We start from the raw sequence: 25,185 nt of genomic DNA, 5'->3' as shown, positions 1-25,185 counted from the left end.
TGACGTCGAGACTGTGGACGACAATCCGGACCCGAGCTCCGTGCGGTGACGAGAGTTGCACCGCCTTCCGCCGGACAGCTGTGTCGGCCGCCATGTTCTTTGCTCCAAAGCGGAGGAGCCATCGTATCGAGCCACCTCGGAGTTCGGTTACCGATCAAACGGGCGCCTTGAAATCGTAGGAGATGCGCCCGGCCGGCAGATAGAACAGCGCAATGACCGCGCCGCCCCTGACCTCGGGATAGTGCCTGCTGCCGGGGTCCGGCGCCGTCCAGCCCGGTCCTTGCCATCCCTGCAACCCCTTCAACTCCGCGCCCTCGTTCAGGGGTACCACGAGGTTGAGTTCGCCATAGGGATGACCGTGATACTGGCCGCGCAGCACTTCGTGATCGTCCTCGTCCTTGAAGCGGCGAGGATCGGCGCTATTCATGTAGACGGCGGTGATGCTGAACTGGAAGGTTTCAGCCGTCGGCTCCAGGATGCGGCTGCGCCGGTAATTCGGGCCGTCCACCTCCTGGTTTGCCGCCCATCCCTCCTCGACCCCGGCCTTGATCAAGCGGGCGAGATCGCGATAAAGGGCGCTGTCTTCCCCATAAGTTGCGTTGAGCCAACGCTCCATCTCGGCGCCGGGGGTCATGTCCTTGATCTCCCGGAGGAACGGAATGCTACGCTGGATGAGTTCTTCCCGGCTTCCCATGGTGGTCTCCTCTTCGACGAAGTCTTACACTTCAAATCCCTGAAACGTGGCGAACGCATCAATGTCCGCCCGTGGCATTAATGTTTCCTGTCCCTCGACCATGGCCTTCCCGACGGAGACGCCGCACACCACCATCTGCTCTTCCGGTATCGACAGCAGGCGGCGCAAGATCCGGTGATATTTCGCAAACGTCTCCTGCGGACAGGGCTGAAGCCCGCCTCGCGCCGCCGCGAGCATCACGTTCTGCACTAACATTCCGAGGGACCGGATATCGCCGCATTGTTAATGCCCATCTCGACTTCGTTCTATGGCAAAGAGCGACTAGTGCGGCCAGGCGGAGCCAAGGATGATCGAGCAGAAGTTCTGACGGACATAGTTCATGTCCTTCAGCGCCAGGACATCGGCCTTCACGTTTCCGAACGTCGTCAGCGGCTTCTTGATGATGCCGTTGGCGAAGTGATCGATGATATTCTCCTTGAAGTTTGCCTCGCGCGGATGATGAACGCAGACATGATCACGCTGTTCATGCGTGAAGTCGTGATAGGCGATGCCGAGCACGTCCATTTCCACACCGGCGGTCACCAGCGCGATGGTCGGGCGCATATGCTCGGGGATTCCGGGCGTGGTGTGGAGCGCGATCGCGGTCCAGACGTCCTCGATGTCACGCTCGGGCACGCCGTAGCTTTTCATGAAGTTGCGGGCGGCATTGGCGCCGTCGACCTCGAAGCGCAGATCGGGGCTCGAATATTTCTCGGTGAGACCCATGTCGTGGAACATGGCGCCGAGGTAAAGCAGCTCCGGGTCGTATTTCAGCCCCCGGCGCTCGCCAGTGAGCGCGCCCCAAAGGAAGACACGGCGACTGTGGTTGTAGAGCAGGTCGTCTTCGCTATCGCGCACAAGCTGCGTGGCGGCGCGCGCGATGGCACTGTCAGGCACGCGGATGCCGGCGATGATCTCGGACATGGAGCAATCTCCTCGGTTGAGTCATGGGTTGGTTGCTAATCGGTATTAGGCAATAAAGCCCTGCTCCGGACAACGAACGGGATGCTGCGGATCAGGACAGCCGTACGTCGTTTCCTGACAAAAAGGCCCGCCGGCGCCTTCGCGCCAGCAGGAGAGGGCGTTTTCGTCTTAGCTCGCGATCTATTCCGTTTCCGCTCGTCGGAAGCTGGCGCGGTACTGGATAGGGGTCACGCCGAGACGAGTGCTGAAGACGATCCTCATCCGGTCCGCCGACCCGAAGCCGCAATCGAAGGCAACCGCCTTCAGCGGCCGGTCGCTTCCTTCCAGCATCATGCGCGCCGCATCGACCCTGGCGCGCTCGATGAAGTCGTGCGGCGTGGTCCCGGTCGCCTGCACGAAATGTCGGGCCAGATTCCGGGCGCTCATGCCGGCGACCGCGGCAAGCGACTCCAGGGTGTGGCGATCCCCAATATTGGCCATGACATGGTCTTGGATGCGCGCGATCGGCGACTCGGGATCGGCAGGTGCTGTGAGATAAGGACTGAACTGCGACTGTCCGCCCTGGCGCTGGGCAACCACGACCAGCCGCTTGGCGACTTTGAGCGCCGTTTCGGCACCGTGCCGCTGCCCGACGAGTGCGAGGCCCAGATCTATCCCCGCAGTCACACCGGCCGCGGTGATCAGCCGTCCATCGCGCACATAGATCAGATCAGGTTCGACTTTTGCCCTCGGAAACCTGGCCGCCAGCGCCTGTGCATCCTGCCAATGGGTTGTGACACGCCGATCGTCGAGGAGACCGGCATAGCCAAGGACGAACGCCCCGGTGCAGATCGACCCATAAACGCTCGAGCGCCACGGCAGCTCCTTGACCCACTGAAGCAGGCGCGGCTCGGGCTCCGCTTGCGGTGGCGTCGGAGTGCCGGCCACCAGAACGATGTCGAAGCCGCCCGCCGCTTCATCGAAGGTCAGGTCGGCGACCAAGCGTATGCCGTTCGACGCGCGCAGCGGATCGCGGTGAGCAGCAACCAATACGGTTTCGTAGCGATCCGCGCTGCCGAGAAACGTGTTCGCCTCGCTGAACACATCCATCGGCCCCGCCACGTCCAGGGCCTGGACCCCCTCACCGACGACGATCGCGACCGCTTGTACCGGCACCTGCTACTGCCTCTCCACTCTGGAGCCTTATTATGCAGGTAGTCCGGACGGTGCAAAAGGCCTGGCGTGAATCCGGGAGGCGACAGAACGAACATCCGTGCATTCGGGGCCCCCCGCGGGCTATGGACTTCTATTGGTCGATTTTGCTCTCCCAGCGGCCAACCAGGCGGCCCATGCAGGTCCAAAAAAAATCGTCACGACAACAGGCGAATTTGTCGCCATTATTGCGATCCCGGCGCCTTGTCTGGCGTCGTCAAGGGCTCGTCCTTGGAATCCACAACGAAGACCGCCAGCAAGCTGGCGGATTCCTTGTCACTCGCGTTCTCACTGACCCTGTGATGTGAACCGGGCATTTCGTAAAAGCTTTCGCCTGCGTGATAGACCTTCGCGGGTTCGTCGCCGACCTGGCTGCGGATGGCGCCGGACAGCACATAGGCGTAGATAAATGCTGACGCCGCGTGGTGATGAGCGAGCGATTTGGCTGCCGGAGGATAAGTCACCGTCACGGCAACCAGCCTCTTTCCTTCGACATTCGGCAGTGCGTGCGCGAAGGCGACTTTCACCTGCTCCCGGTCCTGCGCGATCGCCGGCGAAGCTCCCAGGGCGATCGCTGCTGCTATCAGCGGGACGGCGGCCGTTCGCATTGCTCGTCTCGCTGCCTTTGCCGCTATACCTCGAGGGTTGGACAAAGCACCAATCCGATAGGCAAAACCACTGATCGACATCATCGCACCTCCTCTTCTAACGAGCTCACGCAACTGTTTGAAACCAGGACGCAGACCCGAGCTGATGGTCATGGTGACGCTTCCGATGTGAGCCATCGCCGCCGCCGTTACCTTCGGCCTGATGTGCTGCTGCCGCTGAGCAGCACCGATAATAGAGCTGCCAGAGCGAATCCCGCAGCCACCCAGCCGAGCCGCTCCATCGCGCCATTGGCAATGACCACAGCGCCCGCCGCGGCACCCATCGCGCTGCCGAGGTAGATCGCCGATGAATTCATCGAGAGGCTGATCGGCGCCAGCGCCGGAGCCAACGTCACCAGCCGCGCTTGCTGCGCCGTTATCAGCCCCCAACTGGCGAACCCCCAAATCAGGATGGCCGGCAGCAGGACGGGCATTGCCCGCGCCGGCTCGAGGGCCGCGCTGAGCGAGAAGGCAAGATAGGCCAGCAGGGCAAGCCATCCACCAACGATCACGACACTGCGCGCGCCCCAACGGTCCGCCGCGCTGCCGCTGAGCTGGGTGCCGACCGCACTGGCCAGGCCAAAGCCCAGCAGCACCGGTGCCAGCGCTTGCGGGCCAAGGCCGCCGACGGCGGCTATGAACACACTGAGATAAGTGTAGACCGTAAAAGTGCCGGCCACGGTCAGCACGCTCGTCGCCAGCACGCCCAGGATATCGCGACGCTTAGCCAGCGCCAGGCGCTCACCCAGGCCGGCCGTGACGCCGGGCCGTTGGCGCGGCAGCCGGATGAGAATCCCTGACAGCGAGAACACCGCCAGCCCCGCCACACCGAAAAAGGTGGCGCGCCAGCCGAAGCCCTGCCCCACCAGTACACCCAGCGGCACTCCGGCGATGATGGCCAGAGTCAACCCGGTGGTGATGGTGGACAGGGCGCGGCCACGCCGCTCCGGACCGCCCAATGCGGCGGCATATCCGCTGGCCGCCGGCATGAAGCTTGCTGCGGACAGGGCCAACAGGAGCCGCGCGGCCAACAGCCCGGCATAGCCCGGCGCCAGCGCGGCGAGCAGGTTACCCAGGGCGAAGCCGCCCATGGCGACGACCAGCAGCCGACGCCGTTCCAGCCCGGCCGTTAACACGGCCATGACCGGCGCGCCGATGGCATAAGCGAGGGAGAAGGCGGTAACCAAATGACCGGCGGCTGGCAGACTGACGTTCAGATCTCGCGCCAGGGCCGGGAGCAGCCCGGCGATCATGAACCCCTCGGTGCCGATGGCAAAAGCGCCGAGGGTTAGCCAAATGAGAGAGGCCAGCGAGTCGGCGCCGGTAGCCTGCGCGCGATCGAGATTGGGCTCCTGGAGCACAGGATAGGTCCTAGTCATGATGGTGAGCCCTGTGCTGGGTATCCGAGAAGGGCGAAGCAGCGATCAGGTCGCAGGCGTTGGGACTCTTGAACCCCGGGATGAAACGTTCGCAGACGGCGGCGTTGACGGTGCCATACGTCGTCGCCGGCTTGTGCGCAAAACCGGCGAAATACTCCTGAATGAAGCCTTCTTTGAAATTTGTGCGCGGGTACTTGGCGACGATTTCCTCGCGCAGGTCCGCGGGAAACTGATCGAAGCCCACCCCGATGACATCGAGGAGCACACCGGAGTTGAGGAGCGCCACTTCGGGTCCCATATGCTTCGGGATGCCGGGGGTGGTATGCAGCGCAATTGCTTCCCAGACGGTCTGTACCTGATTTTCAGCAATGTTGTGGGTAGAAAGAAACTGCCGGGCGGCATTTGCGCCATCGACCTCGAAGCGCTCGTCTGGGCTCGAGAACTTCTTGATCAGGCCGAGATCGTGAAATGCGGCGGCAACGTAAAGGAGCTCGGAGTCGAAGCGCAGATTCCTCTGACGACCCTGCTCAGCAGCGAACAGGTAGACGCGGATCGAGTGATTGAACAGCAGATCGGTGGAATGTTCGCGCAGGATGTCTGTCGCCTCTTTCGCGAGCAAGGAATCGGGAATGACGAGAGCCTGGGCGAGATTTCGGGTTGTCATTGTTGCGTCCTTTCAAGAATTGCTGTGGGGCTTGGCTGCGCGTTGCACGCGAGCGCAACGACGAAATTATGCTGATCAACTCGCTCCGACGTCGAGCACGATCTTTCCTTTCGGCGGAGGCCGCACGCGTTCCAGCATCAAATGAGCCTCGCGCGCATCCGCGAGGGGCAAGACTGCCCCGACGTTTGTTCGCAGGTTTCCACCATCGATGAAGCGAGCGATCTTCGCCAGATACTGGCTCGTGACGTCGACCAAGAAGAAGGTGGCTTCAACACCGTAGCGCTTTGCAAGATCCTGATCCGGACGGGACACTGCCGAGATCAGCTTGCCGCCGCGACGAACGACCCGGAACGAGTGGCTTTGGGTTTCGCCGCCGACCAGATCAATCACAGCGTCCGCGTTCTGAACTTCTTCCTCGAAGCGCTGCGTCCGGTAGTCGATCACCGTGTTTGCGCCAAACTTACGCACAGCGGAAATATCGCCCGTCGATGCGGTTGCGATGGTTTGTAGACCCGCGTGACGGGCCAGTTGAACAGCATAGGATCCAACGTTGCCGGCCGCGCCGTGAATGACCACCGTTTGACCTGCTTTGAGTTGGGCGCGATCAAACAACGCCTGCCATGCCGTCACGGCGACGACAGGAACGGACGAGGCTTCAACGTGGGTTAACGAGGTCGGCTTGTTCGAGACCATGCCTGCGGACGCTAGAGCGTATTCGGCGTAGGCCCCGACAAACTGCGGATTCGTAACACCATAAACCTGATCTCCCACACGCAGTTCGCAAACCCCGGACCCCATCGCGACGATTTCACCGGACAGATCCGAGCCCAAAGTGAGGGGGACCGGTTGCGGCAAAGCGCTCTTGCCGGATCTGATCCAGCCATCCCAGGGGCCAACTCCAGCGGCCTCAACCTTGACCAGGACCTCGCCAGGACCTGGCTCGGGTCGCGGCACGCGCTCGAACTTCATAACGTCTGGCGATCCAAATTCGTGTACGCGCCAGGCCATCATTGTTGAATGAGTTCGCTCTTCGTTTGCCTGAGGAACCGTGCTGCTCGCAGTCATCACATTCTCCTTGCGCTCAGCTCGTTCGTCGGGTTGTGCCGACGACTTCAAGTTGCCTTCGCCGGCCAATCCCAGGGCGAGGCCTCGCTCGTCAATATATCGCAACCGGTCGTGTCCAGGACAACGAACGCGATCCCGCGGATCAGGACAGCCGTACGTCGTTTCCTGACAAGACCCGTCGGAGTCTTCGCGGCAGTAGAAGCGGTTTCGCTGTCAGATGATTCTCGATCTATTCCGATTCCACCCTGCCGGAGCTGCTGCGATGTTACGTGAAAGCGGGTGCTCATCCTCACGATCCGAAGGTGCGATCGGAAGCTGCGGGATGAGGAGATTTCAATGCCGTTGGCGGTCTGCGCTGCGAAAGCATCAAGGGCGCTAAGCATCTTCGGGAGGTGGTCAACCATCAAGGCGCAGGACGACAGATTGCCGAAGCGTCGTGTGGCCGGATGTAGAGCGGGCCGGAAAGCAACCGAATAACCGCGGAGGACGATGCTTAGGGCGCGTCATCGCACTTTGGGTTTCCGAATATCGAGTACGCCCTGTTCGGGAAGCACTCACGAGTCTTCCCATCGCAGCTTCGGCCTACTGGTCAATCGCCGTCATCCCGCGCGGAAACGGCAGCGCGCGGCGTGGCGCCGCGGTCCAGCATCTCACGCAATGACATAGAGCGTGGTTTGGTGCCCAGGTCGATCGGGATGCCGAACGCTGACTGTTCCAGCCGCCAAAATGAAGGCCGGCTGGGACCATGGTCGCAGCACCGATTGGTCCGATGGGTGTATTGTGCATCCAGAGAACACTCGGCGGTGGGATGGCGGGGGGCCTCGCCACCGGACTAGGAGCCGCGACAGTACACCTCGGATACAGTGCGTTCATAGTGCTGGGGCCGGGCGCGCTGACCCAGCCCTGGATAGCTGCGAATGTCTTTCTGCTCCGCGCCATCTCCGGCATCAGTCTTATCTGGTTCGCGATCAGGATCTGGCGGAATGACGTTAGACTTCCGACGACGGCCGAGGGGGGTCGATCTCGTTTTGCGGATACCTATCTGAGCGCTCTGGTTCTGGGCATGGCCAATCCTCTCACGATTGTGTTGTTCTTCGCGGTCCTGCATGCTTCGGCCGGTATCGCCGCAGTGCCATCCGTTATGGTTGGTGTGTTTCTTGGATCAGTCATGTGGTGGACCGTCCTGACCACCGTCGTCGTCGCGGCACGCTCGCGACTAAGCAAGAGGCGTCTCGAACTGAGCAACAAAGTGGCCAGTCTCATCCTCGTAGGGCTGGGCCTCGCCGCGCTTTCCAAAAGCGCGATCGGCGCACTGGGCTACTTAACTTAGAGCGAGCGATCTATCATCTTCACATCAAGATTATTGGCCGCGAGTCTGGCTCCAGCGCGGTGGCGTCAGACGCCTTTCTCCTCATAGGGCAGTTCGTGAGGCTTGGGCGAGAGCCGCTTTACGCCCGCCGGTACGAGGAGCAACAAAGAAGAAAACGTGACGCCAACCGCTGGCGGTATTTCAGGGAGATTGCGCAGGGAAAGAGTTCGCGCCGGTCGCTCTGCTTGATTTTGCCACCCTGGCGCTCGATTGCCTTGAACAGTGCGTCGAGAAGCGATGGTCGTTCCGTGAGCTGGCGTTAGCGCTCGGCGGCTTCCCGTTCCTGTCGTTGGCTGGCGTGAACTCGCTGCCGTACGGGATTTCCTGAGCATACTCCGTTCAATGGATGTTGATCGATCGATTGAGATCGATGGTCGCAGTATCCTTGACGGGAACCTGTGTGCACGTTCTCCGTTTTTTCGGGAGTTTGAGTAGGTCTCCACTTCAAGGCTTCAGCCGCCCGCACTGAGGTCTTATTCTTTATGACTCACATTCATGCTGACAGCGCGATAGCCGGGACGTGGAACTGTCGGTCCTACCGCGCGTTCGCGTTCATCAGAGGGAGGGAGGAACGGCAAAGGCGAAGAAGCAGACTGCCCGCGGACGCGAACAGGATCGCGCTCTTGTCGCTGGCGGCTAGGACTATGAAGTCCGCTATGAACCTTAGACAATCAGGTCAGCCGCCTCGGTAAAGAAGGTCGGCAGCAGCCGGAAGCGGATCGAGCGGCGCTAGGATCATCCAGATCGAAAAAGGCAGCCATTAGTTTGTCGAGGTGCGAATTCAGTCACCTCTTGGCCTCGGGATGACCGTCGACGTTCGCTCTTGCCGCGGACAGCGCTTCCTGACTGGTTTGGTAAGTCAATGTCCGGACTGTCAGCTCCCCGGCCAGGCGCGTGATCTCAACCAACGAGCCGCCGCCGGGGGTTGCTCGACCACCGCGAGTCGATGACCTCGATACTCAATCCCCTTATCCATCGCAGGTGAATCCGTATCGTTAGCTTGGCGATCATCTGGACCGCGTGCCGATCTCGACGGGACTGTCACCGACCAGTTCGAAGCTGGGTGAATGGCTTCGTCGCGGGAGGAAAGAAAAGGACGTACCCGCGTCTCGCCTCAAGTCCTCAGCGAGCCTGAGCCAATCCGCAGCCAGCTTTAGCCATGCCTGCTTATCTAGAGGACTGATCGCTTGGTCCGCTCGCCTGCGGCTGTCCTCCGCTTGTCGGCGGTAGCATTCGCGTCTGCCACTGCTGCCTAACCAGGTCAACTCCCCCATTGTCCCATACAATCGCGCCGCAGCCGCATCGGAGAATGTGTATTGTCTCGCCTTTGGTGCTATCCAGCACGGAATGTGCGAGACGGAGAAAGCCCGCACACTTGGGACAGCGGCGGCCACTCTCCTGCGTTTGGAGCGTTGGCAGCGGGCCTGCCTTATGCGCATTCATGGTGGTGCACCGGCGCGGATGAGAGATCGAATAACAAGTGCAAAAAGCGGACATTCGTTCCCAGCTGGAAGTTGCACCTCACTCCAAAGTCGGGCTTACACCTAAAGAGGTAGGGCGTTGCGCCCGAAAAAGGGATGAGCTAACCGTGCTCGACGATGTGGTCGATCGCGCCTTCCATTTGGCCGTCACTACCTCGAACTCGGAGGGCATCGGGTCGTTGGCTTCAACCAGCAGCCGACCGTCCATATCGAGTCCTTTGGCGATCTTCATAATCTCGCGCGCTTGGTGTTTCGCGTTCGCGCGCCGCTGTCACCGGGCTTCCCTCTATCGTTCGCCCGGCCACCAGGCCGAGGGCGGCTTCCTGGGTTCCTATCCCGCCAACCGGTGGCTGCTGAAGACGGGTCTGAAGGAAAAGATGTAGTGCCCGGAACAAAGCGCTGCAGGCAACGAGGTCACGCCCGATGGCAGTCGGACCGCACTTGAGGAACGGCAACGCGCCTCGTCGGTTTGTTCCCGACCAGCCTGGGAGACTGCGACGTGAGCACGAAAGACACCTTCGTCGGGACGACCAAGCGGATCGTCGCCGAAATCGTAGGAGACGGCAGACTTGCCGAGGAAGGCGCGCGCCAAGTCCGCTCGGCAAGCGGCCCCGCCACCAAGGTCGGTCCGCCGCAGGGGCCGTCGACGCTGCCGCCGAGCACCACATCCCGATCGGAGTCGCCACACATGGACGAAACTCAGTTCGCTTCCCTGCTCGGGCGTGCCGCATTGAAGGTGGACGGCACGCTCGGACTCGACGAGATACCGAAAATCTGAACCAGGACGATTAGGATTGCGGACATGAAGGATCGCTTCGAAGACAAGGTCGTCATCGTCACCGGAGCAGCATCAGGCATCGGCGAAGCGACCGCACGTCGTTTCTCGGCCGAAGGCGCGAATGTCGTGCTCGTCGACCGCCAACGCGAGGCCCTCGAAAAGGTCGCTGCAGAGCTCCCGCCCGAGCACACGCTCTCCCATGTCGCGGACGTGTCGGACTCGCGGGCCGTCGACGGCATGGTAGCATCAGCCGTGAAGCGCTTCGGCCGACTCGACGTGCTTGTGAACAATGCGGGCGTCCATGAAGGCGGCGATCCGTCCAAGATCACGGACGAGGAGTGGCGGAAGGTCATGGCGACCGATTCCGATGGCGTGTTCTTCGGCTGCCGGGCCGCCATTCCCCATCTCGAGAAGACTAAGGGCTCGATCGTGAACACCGCCTCCGTCTCCGGAACTGGCGGCGATTGGTCGATGAGTCCCTATAACGCCGCGAAGGGCGCCGTCGTCAATCTCACGCGCGCACTGGCGATGGATCTTGGAAAGAAAGGCGTACGCGTAAATTCGGTCTGCCCCAGTCTGACGCGCACCGGCATGACCGCCGACATGATGGAAGACAAGAAGCTGCTGTCGAAGTTCGCCGAGAGGATTCCGCTGGGGCGCGTCTGCGAACCACGGGAAGTCGCGGCGGTCATCGCCTTTCTCGCGAGCGACGACGCCAGCTTCATGACCGGCGCGAACGTCGCCGTGGACGGCGGCGTCTCCGCGTCGAACGGACAGCCGCCGCAGCAGTAGCAAGCGCCGTAACGCGAAGGGCGCTGCCCGGATCCAGTTTCATCTCGAGCTGGAAGCTATTGCACAGCAGCGTGATCTCGATCCGGTCCGTCTTCAGACCTTTCCGATGTTGCGGGCCGCCGTCTCGACGGCCTCCGGGGCAGCTTCTGCTGTCGCCCGTGGGCCGCACGGATGTGGCCGGCGCTCGCCCAGCCCGATCACTTCTCCGGACGTCTTACTTCGAGCCAGCGTACCTACGCATCCGAGGTGAAGTGGACAACTCACTCAGATTTTGCGGATATTCCAGCGCTCCGTGGCCAAGGTGATCGTCGGCGCGGTAGGGCCGAACGCCGCGCAATTGTTGCAGGCAACGAACTTCGTCTCGAGGTCACTGCTGATCCAAAGATTCGATGAGGCGCAGAAAGGGCATGGTTGCAACGTCCCGGAACTGACGAAACCGGGGGTTCGATCGGAAACAGGCTTTTCTCCGGGTTTTCCTGCCATCACTAGGCTGGTTCTAGTTCGCAGCCACGGCGCCGTCGGCGCTGGCTATGCTTGGCTGATCATCGGGCCGGCATCGGAAGCCGCAATACAATCTCTAACGGCTTCCCAGGTTTGATGATTAATCTGGTACACTATTCCATCGTATTAGCGGCTTCGCTGCAGGCCGGTCATTTGCTCGCTTCGCACGCTGTATCCACTAGTTCGAGGAACGCTTGAAAGCCGGGTCAACCAGAGCTCTCCCAAACGCGAGAACCATCGCCGCCGCTTCATGCTCTCCGCGATCGTCCAGGACGTGATAGAGCAATTCCATTCTATCTCGGAAGGCGGCCAAAAGCGATGGATCCCGCTCGCACAGAACTCCTGCAATACAGAGAGCGAGGGCTTCGGTCCCCATCTTAACCTGAGCCAAGGAGGCGGAAGTCATCGCGTCCTCCCGGCTTGATTTGCGGTTCTGCGCTTCGCTCCACTAACATCGCTCACGAGAGAAGTCCTTTCTCTCTTCATCGCAGCTGCCAAAGTAGAGCTTAACAATGCTCAACCTCGCAATTCTTCAGCGAGCCGTCGCTCTATGAAGTTGCGTTCGAGGTCCGTCAGCTGCGTGTTTAGGAGTTTGCGGTATCGCCTCACATTTGTCTCGCGCGTCCACCGCGAATGCTTCTGTGTGCGTGAGGCTTGCATTGACCGATACCGTCTCGTCGTCGCTTGCTGACCGATCGAACGCTGCGCCTGGTCGAGAGCAATGCAATCGAGCTTGCTGAAACGAGGCTGCCGCATCGCCAATCCCCCGCGTGGCGGCGGGTTATCTTCACCATCCAGCTGCTTCAGCGCCGCCAGAATATCGTCCAGCCGCAACCTGTGCGGAATGCCGGGGACTTCGCGCAAGGCCGGATAGGATTCGACAACGTACATATCGGACGCCCACGACGACAGGATCACTCGTTTCTCATCCGTCGAGAGTTTGGGATCGTTCAAGACATCGTGGGGTGAATTGTAGTGCGATACCGGGTGGAAGAAGGGCTCAACATTCTTGATGGTACGATTGACCTGGCTCATCCTTTGTCTCCTTTCTACTCCTTTCGTCGAGAGACGGGTTGATATGAGTCTGGGGACAAAGGCGGCAACAATGACATCGCCGCCTTCGAGGCTTAGGCCGCCTTCTGCGTGATTTGCGCGCTAGAAGCGCCACCACCGATCGCGATGCGCCGGGGTTTCATGGCCTCCGGAATTTCGCGGACAAGTTCGATCCGAAGCAGGCCCTTGTCGAGCGCCGCATTCTTCACCTGGACGTAGTCTGCAAGGTTGAACTGCCGCTTGAATGGGCGAGCTGAGATGCCCTGGTAGAGATATTCGTGCTGGTCCTTATCGCCCTTGCGGCCTTCCACCGTCAGCACGTTCTGCTCGGCGGTCACCGTGATCTCATCCGAACTGAAACCAGCCAGTGCCAGTGAGATCTGATACCGATCTTCGCCAAGTCGCTCGATGTTATAGGGCGGGTAGTTGTCCTCGGTCCGATGCTGGGTTTCGTCGAGGAGATCGAAAAGACGGTCGAAGCCGATGGTCGAGCGCCACAAGGGAGCAAAATCGTAAGTCCTCATAGCCAGGTCCTCGTAAGAGCAAGACGGTACGAAGAAGCGCAAGACATGTTGCAAGACACCTGTCTGGCGCCCTGTTCAGTCTGCCGGACCCAGAGCTGGCGACCGGCACCGCCGCAGGCGGCAAAAATCGAAATAGAAGAGTCGAAGTCGATTTCAAGAGCCTCCGCAAAACATTTTGTCAGGATCTTCTCTCGGTTAATTTTGGATTGCTCGCGAAGCTACGCCTTGCAGACAGACTTCAGCCTCGGTGAGGAGGCGCGTCAGCCGCCGATGGTCTTCGGTGGGCAGTTTTGGACCTTCAAGCCGCTCCGCAATGGGAAAGGGACCCGCCGTTCGCTTTCGATCACGAAGCTTCGAATGGGATCGTCCACAGTCCGGACAGGTCAACCAGGCGGAGACGGCCGCATTTCGCAGCCCGCATTGCGCCACCAACAGGATCGGTCAGCTGAAGTTCGGCGAGGCTTTTGCCCGATTCTGGGGAGTTTGCAGGACACCCCACGGCGTAACGCTCGGGGACACGAGCGTATCGATCCTCATCGTCGGCGTGAAGCGCTCCATTTCATCCAGGGTGTCGCGTCGAGATAACGGATCGGTGGCAGCGTCAGGGTGCCGCCGGGTTTCGTAGCTGCCTGTTGCGGTGAACTCTCCATTCCCCATGCGGCCAGCGAGGGTAGCGTTAGGACCGACGCCAGCAACGCTGTCATGAGATTTCGGAAGATGCGATTTGTGTGCTTCCCCGCACGAGCGGAGTCAATGGTGTGATCTCTGATCATCTCATCCTCCTATCGTTCGAAATCATGCGATGGTTGCGAAGCTCGAGGCCAGCATGAACCAGTTCAGAGCAGCCCGGCTTCGATCTGCATGCTCATTGTGGTCTCAGTTCCCCTTGTGTGTTGGTCGGCTCCTTGTGCAGCACTTGAGGGAGCACCCGGCCGTCAGGCGGCCGGGCGCAGTCTTGTCAGAAGTCCATCGGCGGCGCGGCCGAAGTGTGAGCGTCCGGCTTCTTGGGTTTGTCGGCGACCAGCGCTTCCGTGGTGATCAGCAGAGACGCGACCGAGGCGGCGTCCTGCAAGGCAGTACGAACGACTTTCGCAGGATCGATCACACCAGCCTTCACCAGGTCCTGGTATTCGCCGGTTGCAGCGTTGAAGCCCCAGTTGTAACTGCCATTCTCAAGGAGCTTACCAACTATCAGTGAGCCGTCTTCGCCAGCGTTCTGGACAATCTGCCGCGCAGGAACCGGGATAGCGCGGCGTACGATGTCGACGCCTGCCTTCTGATCGGCATTGGCAGTCTTGACCCCATCAAGCGCCTTAAGCGCGCGGAGTAGCGCGACGCCGCCGCCGGGAAGGATTCCCTCCTCCACTGCTGCGCGCGTGGCGTGGAGCGCATCGTCAACCCGATCCTTCTTCTCCTTGACCTCGACCTCGGTGGCGCCGCCGACGCGGATCACCGCAACGCCGCCGGCGAGTTTTGCGAGTCGCTCCTGCAATTTCTCGCGATCATAGTCCGACGTCGTTTCTTCGATCTGCGCCTTGACCTGGGCGACGCGGGCTTCGATGTCCTTCTTGGCACCAGCCCCGTTGACGATCGTGGTGTTCTCCTTGTCGATCACCACCTTCTTGGCGCGGCCGAGCATATTCAAGGTTACATTTTCGAGCTTGATGCCGAGGTCCTCCGCAATCGCCGTGCCGCCAGTGAGAATGGCGATGTCCTCGAGCATGGCCTTGCGCCGGTCCCCAAAGCCCGGCGCCTTCACGGCAGCGACCTTCAGTCCTCCGCGCAGCCGGTTGACGACAAGCGTTGCCAAGGCTTCGCCTTCGACGTCCTCTGCGACGATCAGGAGCGGCTTGCCCGTCTGCACCACCGCCTCCAGCAGCGGAAGCATAGTCTGCAGTCCGGACAGCTTCTTCTCGTGGATCAGAATGTAGGGATCCTCGAGCTCGACGCGCATCTTTTCGGCGTTGGTCACGAAGTATGGCGAGACATAGCCGCGGTCGAACTGCATGCCTTCGACGACCTCGAGCTCAGTGTTGAGGCTCTTGGCTTCCTCGACCGTGATGACGCCCTCGTTGCCGACTTTCTGCATGGCGTCAGCGAGGAAACGGCCGATTTCGGTGTCGCCGTTCGCGGAGATCGTCCCGACCTGCGCAATCTCGTCATTGGAAGTGACTTTCTTGGCGTGCGCTTTCAGGTCGCCGACGATCGCCTCAACCGCAAGATCGATGCCGCGCTTGAGATCCATCGGATTCATGCCGGCCGCGACCGACTTTGTGCCTTCCTTGACGATCGCCTGCGCCAGGACGGTCGCGGTGGTAGTGCCGTCGCCAGCGAGATCGTTGGTCTTGGACGCGACCTCGCGCACCATCTGGGCGCCCATATTCTCGAACTTGTCCTCCAGCTCGATTTCCTTGGCAACGGTGACGCCGTCCTTGGTGATGCGCGGCGCGCCGAATGATTTCTCGATCACCACGTTGCGTCCCTTGGGACCGAGCGTGACTTTCACCGCATTGGCCAGTGTGTCCACTCCCCGCAGCATGCGCTCGCGGGCCTCGGTCGAAAATTTTACGTCCTTGGCAGCCATGTTCTAAATCTCCTTTCTGTTCGATGACTGTCAGCTTCCCGGCGGCGTCAGGCCGCCTTCTTCAACTTGCCTGTGTGCTCGACGATGCCGAGCAAATCGCTCTCCTTCATGATCAGCAGATCCTGGCCGTCAATTTTCACCTCGGTCCCCGACCATTTGCCGAACAGAACCCGATCCCCAGCCCTCACATCGAGCGGGACCAGTTGGCCTTGCTCATTCCGCGCGCCAGGGCCGGCGGCAATAATCTCGCCTTCTTGCGGCTTCTCTTTTGCGGTGTCGGGAATGATGATGCCGCCGGCGGTCTTCTCCTCGGCATCGATGCGACGCACGAGCACACGGTCGTGCAACGGACGGAAATGCATGAACATCCTCCTTAATAGTCTAGCGATGTCATTTGACCGGTGCCGATAACGAGCTCCCGGCGAAAGTTCCACCTAGGGAAGAGGGACTTGGTTTCAAGACCCGGAACAAAAAATTTTGGCACTCTCATCCAATGACTGCCGGACGGACTTGAGGGCGGGCCCTAGCCACCCAGTTAAGCGGACGCGCATCCATATAATTCATTGTAATATAATGAGAAAATAATATCGCGGTCGCTACTGCGATCACATCGCCGGGCGGCGGCAACGTCGGGATTGGCTTCGCCGTGCCCCATCAACATGCCAAAGAAAGCCATGATCAGCTGATTGCGACGGGCCGCGTTGAGCGGGCCCAACAGGCATGGCGCCAAAGATGCCCCAGCCGCCGGTCACCTCGAAGGACGAGAATCAAGGAGATCAGCTCAGGCTCTTCAGCCGAGCGTGCGGGCCTCGCCCAAAGGCGACATCATCGTGAAGGCCAACGACCTCCTGATCCGGAGCGCGACGCAGGTGCGGAATCTGATTGGGCCTACGCCGGTTGACCAACAGGTGCATCTGCTCTCGTTGAGCAAGCCTACGGACGCGAAAGCGTGACGGTTGAGGTGCTTCCGCTAGTGGAGAAAAAGTCTAGGTTAGAACACCCAAAATCTGCATCGGCTGCTCATGCAGCCGGTGCAGATTTCATCAGTTTAGCTTTGCTTCGTCTCAAGCACGCACCTGGTGCAGATTTCATCGGTTTAGCTTTACTTCGTCTCAAGCACCGCGGCTTCCGCTTGCGCTTGCATGACGGCGTGCCTTAACAGCTCCCCACCATGCGCGCTTTTGGCGGCCTGCCGCCGAGAGATCCGATGCCGATGTATGCGGCGCATTTCGATCTGACTTCAACGACGAGCAGGTCGCGTAGGCGGTAAGGGCTGTCTGTCCTCCAACGGTGATGCCCACGAGCTTTTTCCGTCTCTAGCCAATGAGCGCTGCGCAGCAATGAACGGCAGTGGTTGCCACGATCAGGATGTTAGCGAGCATGATGCCCAAGATCGCTTCCGTGAACATGATGGTGACCTCCCACGACAATGTCGATAGAGCCACGCCTTTTTTTGCCGCTGGAATCCACTGTTTCAGAGGAGGCTGTTTTGGCCGAGACCGCCGCGACATGAGAAGAGCTCGCGACCCGGGCGCGCACTGCGTTCCTCACTCGCTGAAACGCACGTTGCTCGATCTGCCGGATTCGTTCGCGCGAAATACGAAACTGCCGCGCCAGTTCGTCCAGCGTCTTCGGCTCGTCCGCGAGCATCCGAGCTTCGAGGATTTCTCGTTCGCGCCCCGACAATAGCTCAAGTGCCTCCGAGAGAGCCGCCTCTCGTCGCCCGTAGTCATCCATGTCCATCAGCTGGCGTTCGGGATCAGGTGAAGGATCGACCAGCCGGTCTTGCCAGTCCTCCGTGGTCTCCTCATCGCTGATGGGAACGTTAAGTGAGATATCGCCGCGGAGCCGCCGATCCATCTCGACCACCTCCGGGGGAGTAACCTTCAGTTGCGCCGCGACGTAGCTTATCTGATCGACGCCCAAATCCGTTTCCTGAAAGGCGGATAGTCTGCTCCTGAGCGTGCGAAGATTGAAGAATAGTTTCTTTTGGGCAGCTGTGGTCCCCATCTTCACGAGCGACCACGACCTCAAAACGTATTCCTGGACCGATGCCTTGATCCACCACATCGCATAGGTGGCCAGCCGAAAGCCCCTCTCCGGCTCAAAGCGCTTAACGGCCTGCATCAAACCAAGATTGGCTTCCGAAATGAGGTCGGCGATTGGCAGGCCGTATCGGCGATACCCCATCGCAACCTTGGCTGCCAGCCGAAGATGACTCGTGACAAGACGGTATGCAGCCTCGCGGTCGCCGTGCTCACGCCAACGCCTTGCGTAGCTGACCTCTTCGGATGCGGTGAGAAGTGGGAATTTCCGAACCTCGACAAGATAGCGGGAAAGCCCTCCCTCGGAGAGGGATGGCAGTGCCGTGATGGTCGCCATGGCGGTCGCTCCTTCCTTCACTCACGTGCGCGAAAGCTTACCGAGAGATGGTCGCCGCCCTGGCAACCTTGCTAGCGAGAGACCTCAGCCTGCTCCGCAATTGCGGAACCTGCTTCAGGTAGACTCTCGCAAAGCATCGCGCGGAAAAGCGGAGACGACTCGACCGCTGGTCGAGTGAATTCATGAGATGATCGAACCTCCGGCTGAATCGCCGGACAAAGGCGGAAATACGTCCCATAGCCAAATCCTTCAAGAGCAAGTTGGGTTGGTACGAGAGAATGCCTTCCTGCATCGATGGACCCCTTCAGGCGTCCGATGGCAAAAAGGCGATCACAGAACTCCAGTTCAGCAAAATTGTTCCGACCGTGTGTCCACCGAAATCAGTATCGAAGCAGGCCGAACGAGGGGTCCATCGCGGCTAAGGCTTGTCGGCACTCTGGATCGCGAATGAACGCACGTCTGCCTTTCGATCGAATGCGTGCTGCAGGGCGGGCGTCCACCAAGTCATCGACGGGATTGAGCTCGGCGCTTCCGCAACGCGGGCAGCGCCCTGTCTCGGGGATTTCGAGTAGCGCACCGCATGCCGGCCTCTCAAGTAAGGCAGCTCGCGCTGGACCTCCGGTGATCCATCATCTGCCGGCTGCAGGCGGTCGCGCCGTCCGCGATTCAGTGCGCGGCAAGAAGATGGGTTTGCGTGCGACGACAGGAAAACCTCTTGAAAAACAGCAGCCCACTTCTAATTCGAAGGGTGCAGGCGCGGCACGCCGCCCTGCGCCGGGCGCCTTTAAGGGTCCGGCTCCCCGGAGCGCCGGACACGGTGTCCGTGCGCTCGTAACCATGTTGCTCGAAAGGAGGATGTGGCTATGACCATCTTTGATCTTGCTACCCCGTGGCGGTCGACAGTCGGGTTCGATCGCCTGGCTGACCTCATCGAGGATTCGGTCCGATGGACGAACGGCGGCAACTACCCACCTCACGACGTCGAGCGGGCCGGTGAGGACCACTATCAGATCTCGCTGGCATTGGCTGGCTTCACGCCCGACGAGGTCACCATCACTGCAGAGCAGAACGTGTTGACGGTCGAAGGCCGAAAAGCGGATAGGGGCGCGCATCAGTACCTGTATCGGGGCATCTCTGCACGTCCCTTCCGGCGGGTCTTTAACATCGCGGACTACGTGCAGGTGAAGGGCGCCTCGTTTAAGAATGGTATGCTCAAGATTGATCTTGTGCGTGAGGTTCCGGAGGCGATGAAACCACGCCAGATCCCCATCAACGTCGGCAACGACAACCGGCAGCTTGAGCACAAGCAAGCGGCCTGAGCGTCTGCTGTCACGGGTGGGGTTCGACCCGCGGCGGTTAGCGCCGCGACGCGGGCGATTGTCGAATACAAGGAGGAAAATCATGGCCATGACTGATCTCATTCCCTGGGGCCGCGGTCGGAACGTTCCGGCGCAACGCGGCGGAGACGTGAACCCATTTCTGGCCCTGCATCGTGAGATGAATCGTCTGTTCGACGACGTCTTTCGGGGCTTCGATCACGCGCCCTTTGGCGAATTCCTTGAGCGGTCGATGGGCTGGCCAAACATCGAGGTCAGCGAAACCGACAAGGACATAAAGGTTGCGGCGGATTTGCCGGGCCTCGAGGAGAAAGACGTTGAGGTCGAGCTTGCTAACGGCCTACTGTCTATCAAAGGCGAGAAGAAGACCGAAACGGAAGACAAGGATCGACGATTCAGCGAACGCTACTACGGTCGCTTCGAACGGCGCATACCGATCGACAATGTGGACCAGGACAAGGTGTCCGCCGCGTTCAAGAACGGGGTACTGACCGTAACGATGCCGAAGCTTCCAGAGGCTCAGTCGAAAGTGAAACGCATCGCTATCAACGGGAAATAAGAACAGGGCGGGAGCGCATTTCGCTCCCGCTCTCCACCCGGTCGAGCTCCGCTGCACCGGCAAAGCTGGATCGACGTTTCTTGTCCACGGTCAAACCATTCTCAGGGGACCTAAGACCCATATCGGGCGGCAAAGCTGAAGACCATCGACTCGTTCTCTTGATATCATTGGAGATACTGGAGCGTAGCTGTCGGATTCTGGCGAGAGTGTCCACCATCTTGAACCGGTCGAGCAGAGTGAGGCGAAGCCTGGACAGGCGAAGAGCCAGGTGATTGGCTAGGCTCGACCCTGACGAACGGATCGGCGCTCGATCGTGCTGCCCATTATCAGTAGATCTCAGGTTCGTCAGTCCTTGTCATCTCTTTGTCGGCCGAGGAAGGCGTCGGATGCACCAGGCGAGGACGCGCCTTCGTGCCTTTCTCCGCTTCTTCCACGCATGCATCAACAGCCTCTCGGAGCGAAGTGACGTAGTAGTCGGCGCCGACCTCCGCCTTCGTCCTGTCGTTTTGAAGCACCTCCTCGTCTGCCGGCCACAGTCCAACAAGGATGGGAACGAAGCTGTCTTTGGTCCGCTGACGGCGCAGTCGGTTGATGTCACGCTCGATGCAGCTGGGGTCATTCGCGGATGTGACGTGCTCGATGTCTGCACGGGACACGGCGTGCTCGCGCTGGCTGCTACGGAGCGCGGTGCGAAGGTATCATCTGTCGATTTTTCAGAGGCCATGGTCGCCGCCGCCCGCCGGAACGCTCCTTCGGTCGATTGTCGCCAGGGGGACGCGCAAGATTTGCCATATCCCAATGATAGGTTCGATGCCGTCATTTGCGGCTATGGCGTCCTCCATGTACCCGAGCCGGACCGCGCTTTGGCGGAAATGCGTCGAGTGCTTCGTCCCGGCGGCCGCGTGGCGATCAGCACCGGTTTGCGCGACCTTGATAAGATCGACCTTGATAAGATAACGGCTTTTGCGATCAATTCCGTCAGGGGATCGTCGCCGTCCTTGACGGAGAGCATGCGCAACGTTTGCTCGTAGGCCTTAGCAATAAGGTTGGCATCGTTCGGCGCCATGGCATCGATCTGCGAGCGGAGGTAGGTGGACATTTCTTCCTCTCAGCCCAGATCGAGATTGCCGGTCCAGATCGAGAACGGGCCTGGGCGCTGTGGACAGCGAGTCGGTGTCACGAAACTGCAATGCATCGTTGGTGAAAATGTCACCCCGTTTAACTTGGTCGGACCACCAGCGCGAGGTAGGGCGGGGTCAATCATTTGCGCGGCCGAGTGGCCCCGCTCGCGCTGGGGCGCTTTCCGCCTGCACCGTAAGCCGAATTTATTCCTTAACGAAGATATGAGACTTTATCTTCCACTGTCCGTCGGGTTGGCGTTCAAGTAGTCTCACGGTGCTGCCAGAAATTGGCGCCGCCTTTTCATTTACCACTAGCGTGGCCGTGAAATGGGAGGCGGTATAAGCGTAGGTCCCGATGGGCAACACATCGACCAGCTCAACTTTGTGATCTCTTACGCTTCTTCCCCGCCCAGCAAAGAAATTACGGATTGCCAAAGGGCCCGTGACAGGCTGCGCGCCAGGGGGCATCAATCTGGCGTCAGCGGTATACAATGGTAATAGGGCATCGAAGTCCGCGTTGTTGATGGCGGCATCCCATTTGGCAGCCGCCGAGGAAAGTTCGTCGGCAAGCGGGTCTGCCCCTGCATGACCAACGCAGGCACAGGTAAAGATCAGCAGCACGGCGTATGAAAGAAGAGAGTGGCGGCTCATCTTTGCCTCCTTTAGCTGAGATGCTTGGCGCATGAGCGAATTCGCAAACGCTACCGCTGAGGGAAGCTGGGCCGCTAGTTCAAAAAGTGGACCGGAGAGAATGTCGTCAGCTAGCTGAGACTGGATCTGCTACTGCAGGCGCCTCATTGGCATATTTGCTGCGTGGGAACCAACTGGGCATGCTGTTCACAAGATGCTTAGGACCGTCGATCTCGATTTTGCCAAGCTCACGCGCCCGTCGCAGCGGCAGCTCGCCTGTGAAAATCTGCACAAGCGTCAGCAGACTCGAGCAGACGCTGATATCGACCACGAAGCCGGGATCATCCCAGCAGAGATCGGCTTCTTCCTTGTTCACAACAAACCACCAGCGCTTCGGCCGAGCGTCCGCAATCTCGATGTACAGCACGAAGTTGCATGGAATGTGCTTTAGTTCGAACGAACGGCGCATATTCCACATCAGCCGGCCCGCGTGGAGTTCGTTCGGCGTGAGCTGGCTGCGCGCCCACCTGTGGCCCCAATAGCCCAATGCATCGATAATTGGCCAGGCTTCTTTGGCCGCTTGGGTTGGATGGTACTCCGAATGCCCATTATCGGCTGATCGGCGTAAGATTAGCCCGGCCTCTTCTAGCGTTTGCAGGCGCTTGGAGAGGAGGGTCGGCGATATCTGGGGGATGCCGCGGCGAAGCTGGTTGAAGTGGCGGGACCCGAGCAACAGCTCGCGGAGCACAAGCGGCGTCCACCGCTCCTTGAGAATTTCCGCAGCTTTGGCTACGGGGCAAAATGATCCATAGCCTTTCATGACCATAACTTTAGCGTCACGAGGGCCACCAAAGTAGTCCAGTTTCTGGACTATTCCCAGGGCGTGCCAATATCGAGGCTTTCTTGCGGTTCGTAAACGGCCTATACGAGCGGCAAACCATGGATGCAATGACCCTAGCAAGCCGGCCGTGGAAACATGGCCCATTGACCGTTTACGGCCCTATGAGCGCAATTCGCGCCGGCATTCGCCCGAGCGAATCGAGCAGATTGCGGCGTCGATCCGGCAATGGGGCTGGACGATGCCGATCCTCGCGGCCGAGGACGGCATGGTTCTCGCCGGCCACGGCCGCCTAGCCGCCGGCAAATTGCTCGGAATGACGGATGTCCCGGTCATCGTTGTGCGCGGTTGGACCGATCAGCAGAAGCGCGCTTACGTCATCGCCAACAATCGCCTGACCGATGCCAGTGATTGGGATGACAGAGGCTCGAATTGGCCGACCTCGTGGAGGGCGGTTTCGAGATCGCGCTGATCGGCATCACCGAGGACGAGCTTTCAAAGCTATCGGTGGAGGTCGGCGAGTTAGAGCAGATGCCCGAATTGCCGGACGGCGATCGGTCGCCATTCCGCGATATGACATTCATCCTGTATGGGGATCAATTCGGGACCGTCGAGCGCGCGATAGCCGGGGCGACCAAACCATGTGAGCCGAATAATCCCAATCGATCGCCGCAAGGCAATGCGCTCGCCGCGATCTGCGCCGAATTTCTAGTGCGCGTCAATCGAGTTTGCTTGGTGCGGCTTGCTTGATGTCCGCTATCCCCGACGCCGACCAAATACCGCAGCGCAGCGAAATGACGCGGTGGGCCAGAGTTGGAAGTCACGAAGAAACTCAAACATTATGGAAGAAACACCAACGTTATGAAGGTTGTAGGCCAAACTCGAATATCCGGCCGTAGCTGGTAACTGACGCTCGCGTGCCGGATCGGCGCAGAGCACACCAAAACGCGACTTGGTTCGCAGTCAGAACAGGGCGATCTCAAGCGCCTTGATCACGCCAGTTGCACGAAAGCAGTTGCCACCAATGAAAACGCTTTCGGCACTCGAGGGTACGTTCGAGCGCACCCAATTGTAGAGCTCCCCTGGCTGAATAGCTTGCTGGTCCGATGGCAAACCTGCAACTCCGCTGTAAACGACTTCGACCCCCTGGCTCTCGAAGTAGCGGACGCCTGCTGATCCATTTCGGCCGAGAACCAAGACGGGCTGATTAGTGCAACCCGCGTCACGGTGAGTGCAGCTAGTGCGGTGATCGCCGCCGCGCACGGGATAATGACTGGGATACCTCGCGTGCGAGCTTACAAACGAGATTTGAGCACTGCGTCATCGCCTGCGCCCCGGACATAACTGCTGCTGGTGAAGCCAAAAACAATTGCATTCAATGGGGCCATTGCAAGCATCTCCGCGGCGTCATCCACCGCAGGCGGGTCCGCAAAAGCGCGTACCGGGTTATCGGCAATGGTCGGATCCATCGTTCTGCCCGGCTTGTAGCCACCAAAAGGCACACGCGCGGCGTGGATCGAAATTCCATCAGGAGCGAGTGCGCTAAATTCCGTTTCCGGAACGATGTCTGCATGGGGTGTGAGAACGCCAATGCGTTTGTCCCCAACCGTCCGGCTGCCACATGGTCGTCTCCTTCTATTGAAGGTCGACCGCTTAAGTTACGCTCGACTGCGCCTTGCGGAAAGGAGGCAGCCCGGGATGGGTCATTCTTGACGGGTCGCACCAGCGGCAAGCCCGGCAATATCGGCCTTGCGCCAAAAGCGGAAGTGAATTCAGAGCATTGGCGCCTCGGTGGTGGGCCGTTTTGGGTTGATGTACCGCCCCGACAGCCGAACCGGAGCCTCGGATCATGCGCTTCCGAAACTCGGTGACTAACCATGGGACAGGCTAAACAAATCCGCCTTGCGCCGATCGCAAAGAAGGACGCCGACGCGCTGATCACACGGCTGCATTACAGCCACAAGACCATCAACAATGCGTTCCTTGCGGTGGGCGTCTTTATCGGCGGGCGGCCTGAAGGCGCGATGACGTTTGGCCCGTCGATGGATAAGTCGAACATCCTCGGGCTGGTGCGCGATACCGCATGGAACGGTTTTCTCGAATTGAACCGGCTGGCGTTCTCAGCAGCGCTACCGCGCAATTCCGAAAGCCGCGCACTCTCGATCGCGCTGCGGATGATCAAAAAGCATTATCCGCACATCGAATGGGTGATCTCGTTCGCCGATGGATGTCAGTGCGGCGGCGCGACGATCTATCGCGCGTCCGGCGTCACGCTTACGGGGCTCAAGTTGAACAAAAGCCTGCTGCGATTGCCCGATGGCTCGGTGACGCACAAGATGACGCAAGTCACCGGCAAGAACCGCGTTGCGCATTTCGCCAAGACTGGCGGATCATGGTCGGGCCAGGGCACGCCGCTCGACGGCTACCAGATGCGGTGTATCTATTTTCTCAATCTCGAAGCGCGTGCGCGGTTCGTGCCGCAAGAAATCCCGTATGCGGAAATCGATCGGCGCGGCGCGGGCATGCATCGCGGAATTGCGCGTGGCAAGCAGGCGATGGCCGACGACCAATCGGCACAGCGGCGCGGCAGCGGCGACCGCCACGCTCCAGTTTGAGAGTTTGACCGACGTGTC

At 60.1% G+C, this 25,185-nt stretch carries 28 protein-coding genes and 1 pseudogene; 10 read left to right on the top strand and 19 right to left on the bottom strand.

Annotated features, from left to right (window positions below):
* Nucleotides 1-154: 154 nt before the first annotated feature.
* The 8 genes from P6U30_RS06355 to P6U30_RS06320 all read right to left on the bottom strand — a co-directional run bounded on the left by P6U30_RS06355 (nucleotide 155) and on the right by P6U30_RS06320 (nucleotide 6,549).
* Nucleotides 155-694: a DUF4863 family protein gene (locus tag P6U30_RS06355; RefSeq protein ID WP_407168623.1), complete on the bottom strand. Its 540-nt coding sequence runs from the start codon at nucleotides 692-694 to the stop codon at nucleotides 155-157.
* A gap of 24 nt (nucleotides 695-718) precedes the next feature.
* The gene (locus P6U30_RS06350; RefSeq protein ID WP_407168622.1) at nucleotides 719-943 is read right to left on the bottom strand and encodes a nitroreductase family protein; all 225 of its coding nucleotides are present in this window, start codon (nucleotides 941-943) and stop codon (nucleotides 719-721) included.
* A gap of 72 nt (nucleotides 944-1,015) precedes the next feature.
* Nucleotides 1,016-1,657 carry an HD domain-containing protein gene (locus tag P6U30_RS06345; protein WP_407150564.1) on the bottom strand — a complete coding sequence of 214 codons (642 nt, stop codon included), beginning with the start codon at nucleotides 1,655-1,657 and terminating at the stop codon, nucleotides 1,016-1,018.
* A 180-nt stretch (nucleotides 1,658-1,837) separates the two neighbouring features.
* Nucleotides 1,838-2,812 (bottom strand): GlxA family transcriptional regulator, encoded by a 975-nt coding sequence (locus P6U30_RS06340; RefSeq protein ID WP_407150563.1) that lies wholly within the window; start codon nucleotides 2,810-2,812, stop codon nucleotides 1,838-1,840.
* 221 nt (nucleotides 2,813-3,033) lie between these two features.
* Nucleotides 3,034-3,456, bottom strand: coding sequence for a cupin domain-containing protein (locus P6U30_RS06335; RefSeq protein WP_407152436.1), 423 nt, complete (start codon nucleotides 3,454-3,456; stop codon nucleotides 3,034-3,036).
* Nucleotides 3,457-3,644: 188 nt separating this feature from the next.
* Nucleotides 3,645-4,874, bottom strand: a complete 1,230-nt coding sequence (locus P6U30_RS06330) for an MFS transporter (protein WP_407150562.1) — start codon at nucleotides 4,872-4,874, stop codon at nucleotides 3,645-3,647.
* Nucleotides 4,867-5,538 carry an HD domain-containing protein gene (locus P6U30_RS06325; RefSeq protein WP_407168621.1) on the bottom strand — a complete coding sequence of 224 codons (672 nt, stop codon included), beginning with the start codon at nucleotides 5,536-5,538 and terminating at the stop codon, nucleotides 4,867-4,869. The genes P6U30_RS06330 and P6U30_RS06325 overlap by 8 nt, the downstream gene beginning before the upstream one ends.
* A 75-nt stretch (nucleotides 5,539-5,613) precedes the next feature.
* On the bottom strand, nucleotides 5,614-6,549 hold the full coding sequence (locus P6U30_RS06320) for an NADP-dependent oxidoreductase (RefSeq protein ID WP_407170370.1): 936 nt from the start codon (nucleotides 6,547-6,549) through the stop codon (nucleotides 5,614-5,616).
* 799 nt (nucleotides 6,550-7,348) lie between these two features.
* Here P6U30_RS06320 and P6U30_RS06315 point away from each other — a divergent pair.
* The 4 genes from P6U30_RS06315 to P6U30_RS06300 all read left to right on the top strand — a co-directional run bounded on the left by P6U30_RS06315 (nucleotide 7,349) and on the right by P6U30_RS06300 (nucleotide 11,023).
* Complete coding sequence (locus P6U30_RS06315; RefSeq protein ID WP_407168620.1) at nucleotides 7,349-7,933, top strand: LysE family translocator; 585 nt, start codon at nucleotides 7,349-7,351, stop codon at nucleotides 7,931-7,933.
* A 1,627-nt stretch (nucleotides 7,934-9,560) separates the two neighbouring features.
* Nucleotides 9,561-9,836 carry a hypothetical protein gene (locus P6U30_RS06310; RefSeq protein WP_407168619.1) on the top strand — a complete coding sequence of 92 codons (276 nt, stop codon included), beginning with the start codon at nucleotides 9,561-9,563 and terminating at the stop codon, nucleotides 9,834-9,836.
* Nucleotides 9,837-9,952: 116 nt separating this feature from the next.
* Nucleotides 9,953-10,231, top strand: a complete 279-nt coding sequence (locus P6U30_RS06305; protein ID WP_407150556.1) for a hypothetical protein — start codon at nucleotides 9,953-9,955, stop codon at nucleotides 10,229-10,231.
* Nucleotides 10,232-10,255: 24 nt separating this feature from the next.
* Nucleotides 10,256-11,023 carry an SDR family NAD(P)-dependent oxidoreductase gene (locus tag P6U30_RS06300; protein ID WP_407168618.1) on the top strand — a complete coding sequence of 256 codons (768 nt, stop codon included), beginning with the start codon at nucleotides 10,256-10,258 and terminating at the stop codon, nucleotides 11,021-11,023.
* Nucleotides 11,024-11,287: 264 nt separating this feature from the next.
* Here the strand turns inward: P6U30_RS06300 and P6U30_RS06295 are convergent, their stop codons facing one another.
* From P6U30_RS06295 to rpoH, 6 genes are all read right to left on the bottom strand, one after another.
* Nucleotides 11,288-11,506 carry a Lar family restriction alleviation protein gene (locus tag P6U30_RS06295; RefSeq protein ID WP_407168617.1) on the bottom strand — a complete coding sequence of 73 codons (219 nt, stop codon included), beginning with the start codon at nucleotides 11,504-11,506 and terminating at the stop codon, nucleotides 11,288-11,290.
* A gap of 534 nt (nucleotides 11,507-12,040) precedes the next feature.
* Complete coding sequence (locus P6U30_RS06290) at nucleotides 12,041-12,559, bottom strand: hypothetical protein (protein WP_407168616.1); 519 nt, start codon at nucleotides 12,557-12,559, stop codon at nucleotides 12,041-12,043.
* A 92-nt stretch (nucleotides 12,560-12,651) separates the two neighbouring features.
* Nucleotides 12,652-13,101 carry an Hsp20 family protein gene (locus tag P6U30_RS06285; protein WP_407152434.1) on the bottom strand — a complete coding sequence of 150 codons (450 nt, stop codon included), beginning with the start codon at nucleotides 13,099-13,101 and terminating at the stop codon, nucleotides 12,652-12,654.
* A 958-nt stretch (nucleotides 13,102-14,059) separates the two neighbouring features.
* A complete protein-coding gene (groL, locus tag P6U30_RS06280) occupies nucleotides 14,060-15,685 on the bottom strand; it encodes a chaperonin GroEL (RefSeq protein WP_407168615.1) in 1,626 nt (541 codons plus the stop codon).
* A gap of 47 nt (nucleotides 15,686-15,732) precedes the next feature.
* Entirely contained in the window at nucleotides 15,733-16,047 is a 315-nt protein-coding gene (gene groES, locus P6U30_RS06275; RefSeq protein WP_407150547.1) for a co-chaperone GroES, read from the bottom strand.
* 1,009 nt (nucleotides 16,048-17,056) lie between these two features.
* Complete coding sequence (rpoH, locus tag P6U30_RS06270; RefSeq protein WP_407168614.1) at nucleotides 17,057-18,067, bottom strand: RNA polymerase sigma factor RpoH; 1,011 nt, start codon at nucleotides 18,065-18,067, stop codon at nucleotides 17,057-17,059.
* Nucleotides 18,068-18,930: 863 nt separating this feature from the next.
* On the opposite strand from rpoH, the gene P6U30_RS06265 reads away from it, so the two are divergent.
* Both P6U30_RS06265 and P6U30_RS06260 read left to right on the top strand, forming a co-directional pair.
* Nucleotides 18,931-19,386 carry an Hsp20 family protein gene (locus tag P6U30_RS06265; protein ID WP_407150545.1) on the top strand — a complete coding sequence of 152 codons (456 nt, stop codon included), beginning with the start codon at nucleotides 18,931-18,933 and terminating at the stop codon, nucleotides 19,384-19,386.
* An 82-nt stretch (nucleotides 19,387-19,468) separates the two neighbouring features.
* Nucleotides 19,469-19,963 carry an Hsp20/alpha crystallin family protein gene (locus tag P6U30_RS06260; protein WP_407150544.1) on the top strand — a complete coding sequence of 165 codons (495 nt, stop codon included), beginning with the start codon at nucleotides 19,469-19,471 and terminating at the stop codon, nucleotides 19,961-19,963.
* 326 nt (nucleotides 19,964-20,289) lie between these two features.
* On the opposite strand, the gene P6U30_RS06255 is transcribed toward P6U30_RS06260, so the two are convergent.
* Nucleotides 20,290-20,619 (bottom strand): hypothetical protein, encoded by a 330-nt coding sequence (locus tag P6U30_RS06255; RefSeq protein ID WP_407170678.1) that lies wholly within the window; start codon nucleotides 20,617-20,619, stop codon nucleotides 20,290-20,292.
* On the opposite strand from P6U30_RS06255, the pseudogene P6U30_RS06250 reads away from it, so the two are divergent.
* Nucleotides 20,596-20,841 (top strand): annotated as a pseudogene (locus P6U30_RS06250) (class I SAM-dependent methyltransferase); the annotation flags it as partial. The gene P6U30_RS06255 and the pseudogene P6U30_RS06250 sit on opposite strands and share 24 nt — an antisense overlap.
* Here P6U30_RS06250 and P6U30_RS06245 read toward each other — a convergent pair.
* The 3 genes from P6U30_RS06245 to P6U30_RS06235 form a co-directional block, all read right to left on the bottom strand.
* On the bottom strand, nucleotides 20,790-21,062 hold the full coding sequence (locus tag P6U30_RS06245) for a hypothetical protein (protein ID WP_407168613.1): 273 nt from the start codon (nucleotides 21,060-21,062) through the stop codon (nucleotides 20,790-20,792). The pseudogene P6U30_RS06250 and the gene P6U30_RS06245 sit on opposite strands and share 52 nt — an antisense overlap.
* Before the next feature lie 226 nt (nucleotides 21,063-21,288).
* Nucleotides 21,289-21,735 (bottom strand): YybH family protein, encoded by a 447-nt coding sequence (locus tag P6U30_RS06240; RefSeq protein ID WP_407168612.1) that lies wholly within the window; start codon nucleotides 21,733-21,735, stop codon nucleotides 21,289-21,291.
* A 106-nt stretch (nucleotides 21,736-21,841) separates the two neighbouring features.
* Nucleotides 21,842-22,534, bottom strand: coding sequence for a winged helix-turn-helix transcriptional regulator (locus tag P6U30_RS06235; RefSeq protein WP_407168611.1), 693 nt, complete (start codon nucleotides 22,532-22,534; stop codon nucleotides 21,842-21,844).
* A gap of 148 nt (nucleotides 22,535-22,682) precedes the next feature.
* On the opposite strand from P6U30_RS06235, the gene P6U30_RS06230 reads away from it, so the two are divergent.
* Together P6U30_RS06230 and P6U30_RS06225 are read left to right on the top strand one after the other, a co-directional pair.
* Complete coding sequence (locus tag P6U30_RS06230; protein ID WP_407150540.1) at nucleotides 22,683-23,024, top strand: ParB/Srx family N-terminal domain-containing protein; 342 nt, start codon at nucleotides 22,683-22,685, stop codon at nucleotides 23,022-23,024.
* Nucleotides 22,985-23,302 carry a hypothetical protein gene (locus P6U30_RS06225; RefSeq protein WP_407150539.1) on the top strand — a complete coding sequence of 106 codons (318 nt, stop codon included), beginning with the start codon at nucleotides 22,985-22,987 and terminating at the stop codon, nucleotides 23,300-23,302. Before P6U30_RS06230 ends, P6U30_RS06225 begins: the two co-directional genes overlap by 40 nt.
* 545 nt (nucleotides 23,303-23,847) lie before the next feature.
* Here the strand turns inward: P6U30_RS06225 and P6U30_RS06220 are convergent.
* Complete coding sequence (locus tag P6U30_RS06220; protein WP_407150538.1) at nucleotides 23,848-24,021, bottom strand: hypothetical protein; 174 nt, start codon at nucleotides 24,019-24,021, stop codon at nucleotides 23,848-23,850.
* A gap of 408 nt (nucleotides 24,022-24,429) precedes the next feature.
* On the opposite strand from P6U30_RS06220, the gene P6U30_RS06215 reads away from it, so the two are divergent.
* Nucleotides 24,430-25,167, top strand: a complete 738-nt coding sequence (locus P6U30_RS06215; protein ID WP_407168610.1) for a hypothetical protein — start codon at nucleotides 24,430-24,432, stop codon at nucleotides 25,165-25,167.
* The last annotated feature ends 18 nt before the right edge of the window (nucleotides 25,168-25,185 follow it).

Origin of the sequence: Bradyrhizobium sp. ORS 111 (genome assembly GCF_045571485.1) — a bacterium.
In the GTDB taxonomy this organism is placed as follows: domain Bacteria; phylum Pseudomonadota; class Alphaproteobacteria; order Rhizobiales; family Xanthobacteraceae; genus Bradyrhizobium.
This window is presented reverse-complemented; position numbering and strand designations above follow the sequence as displayed.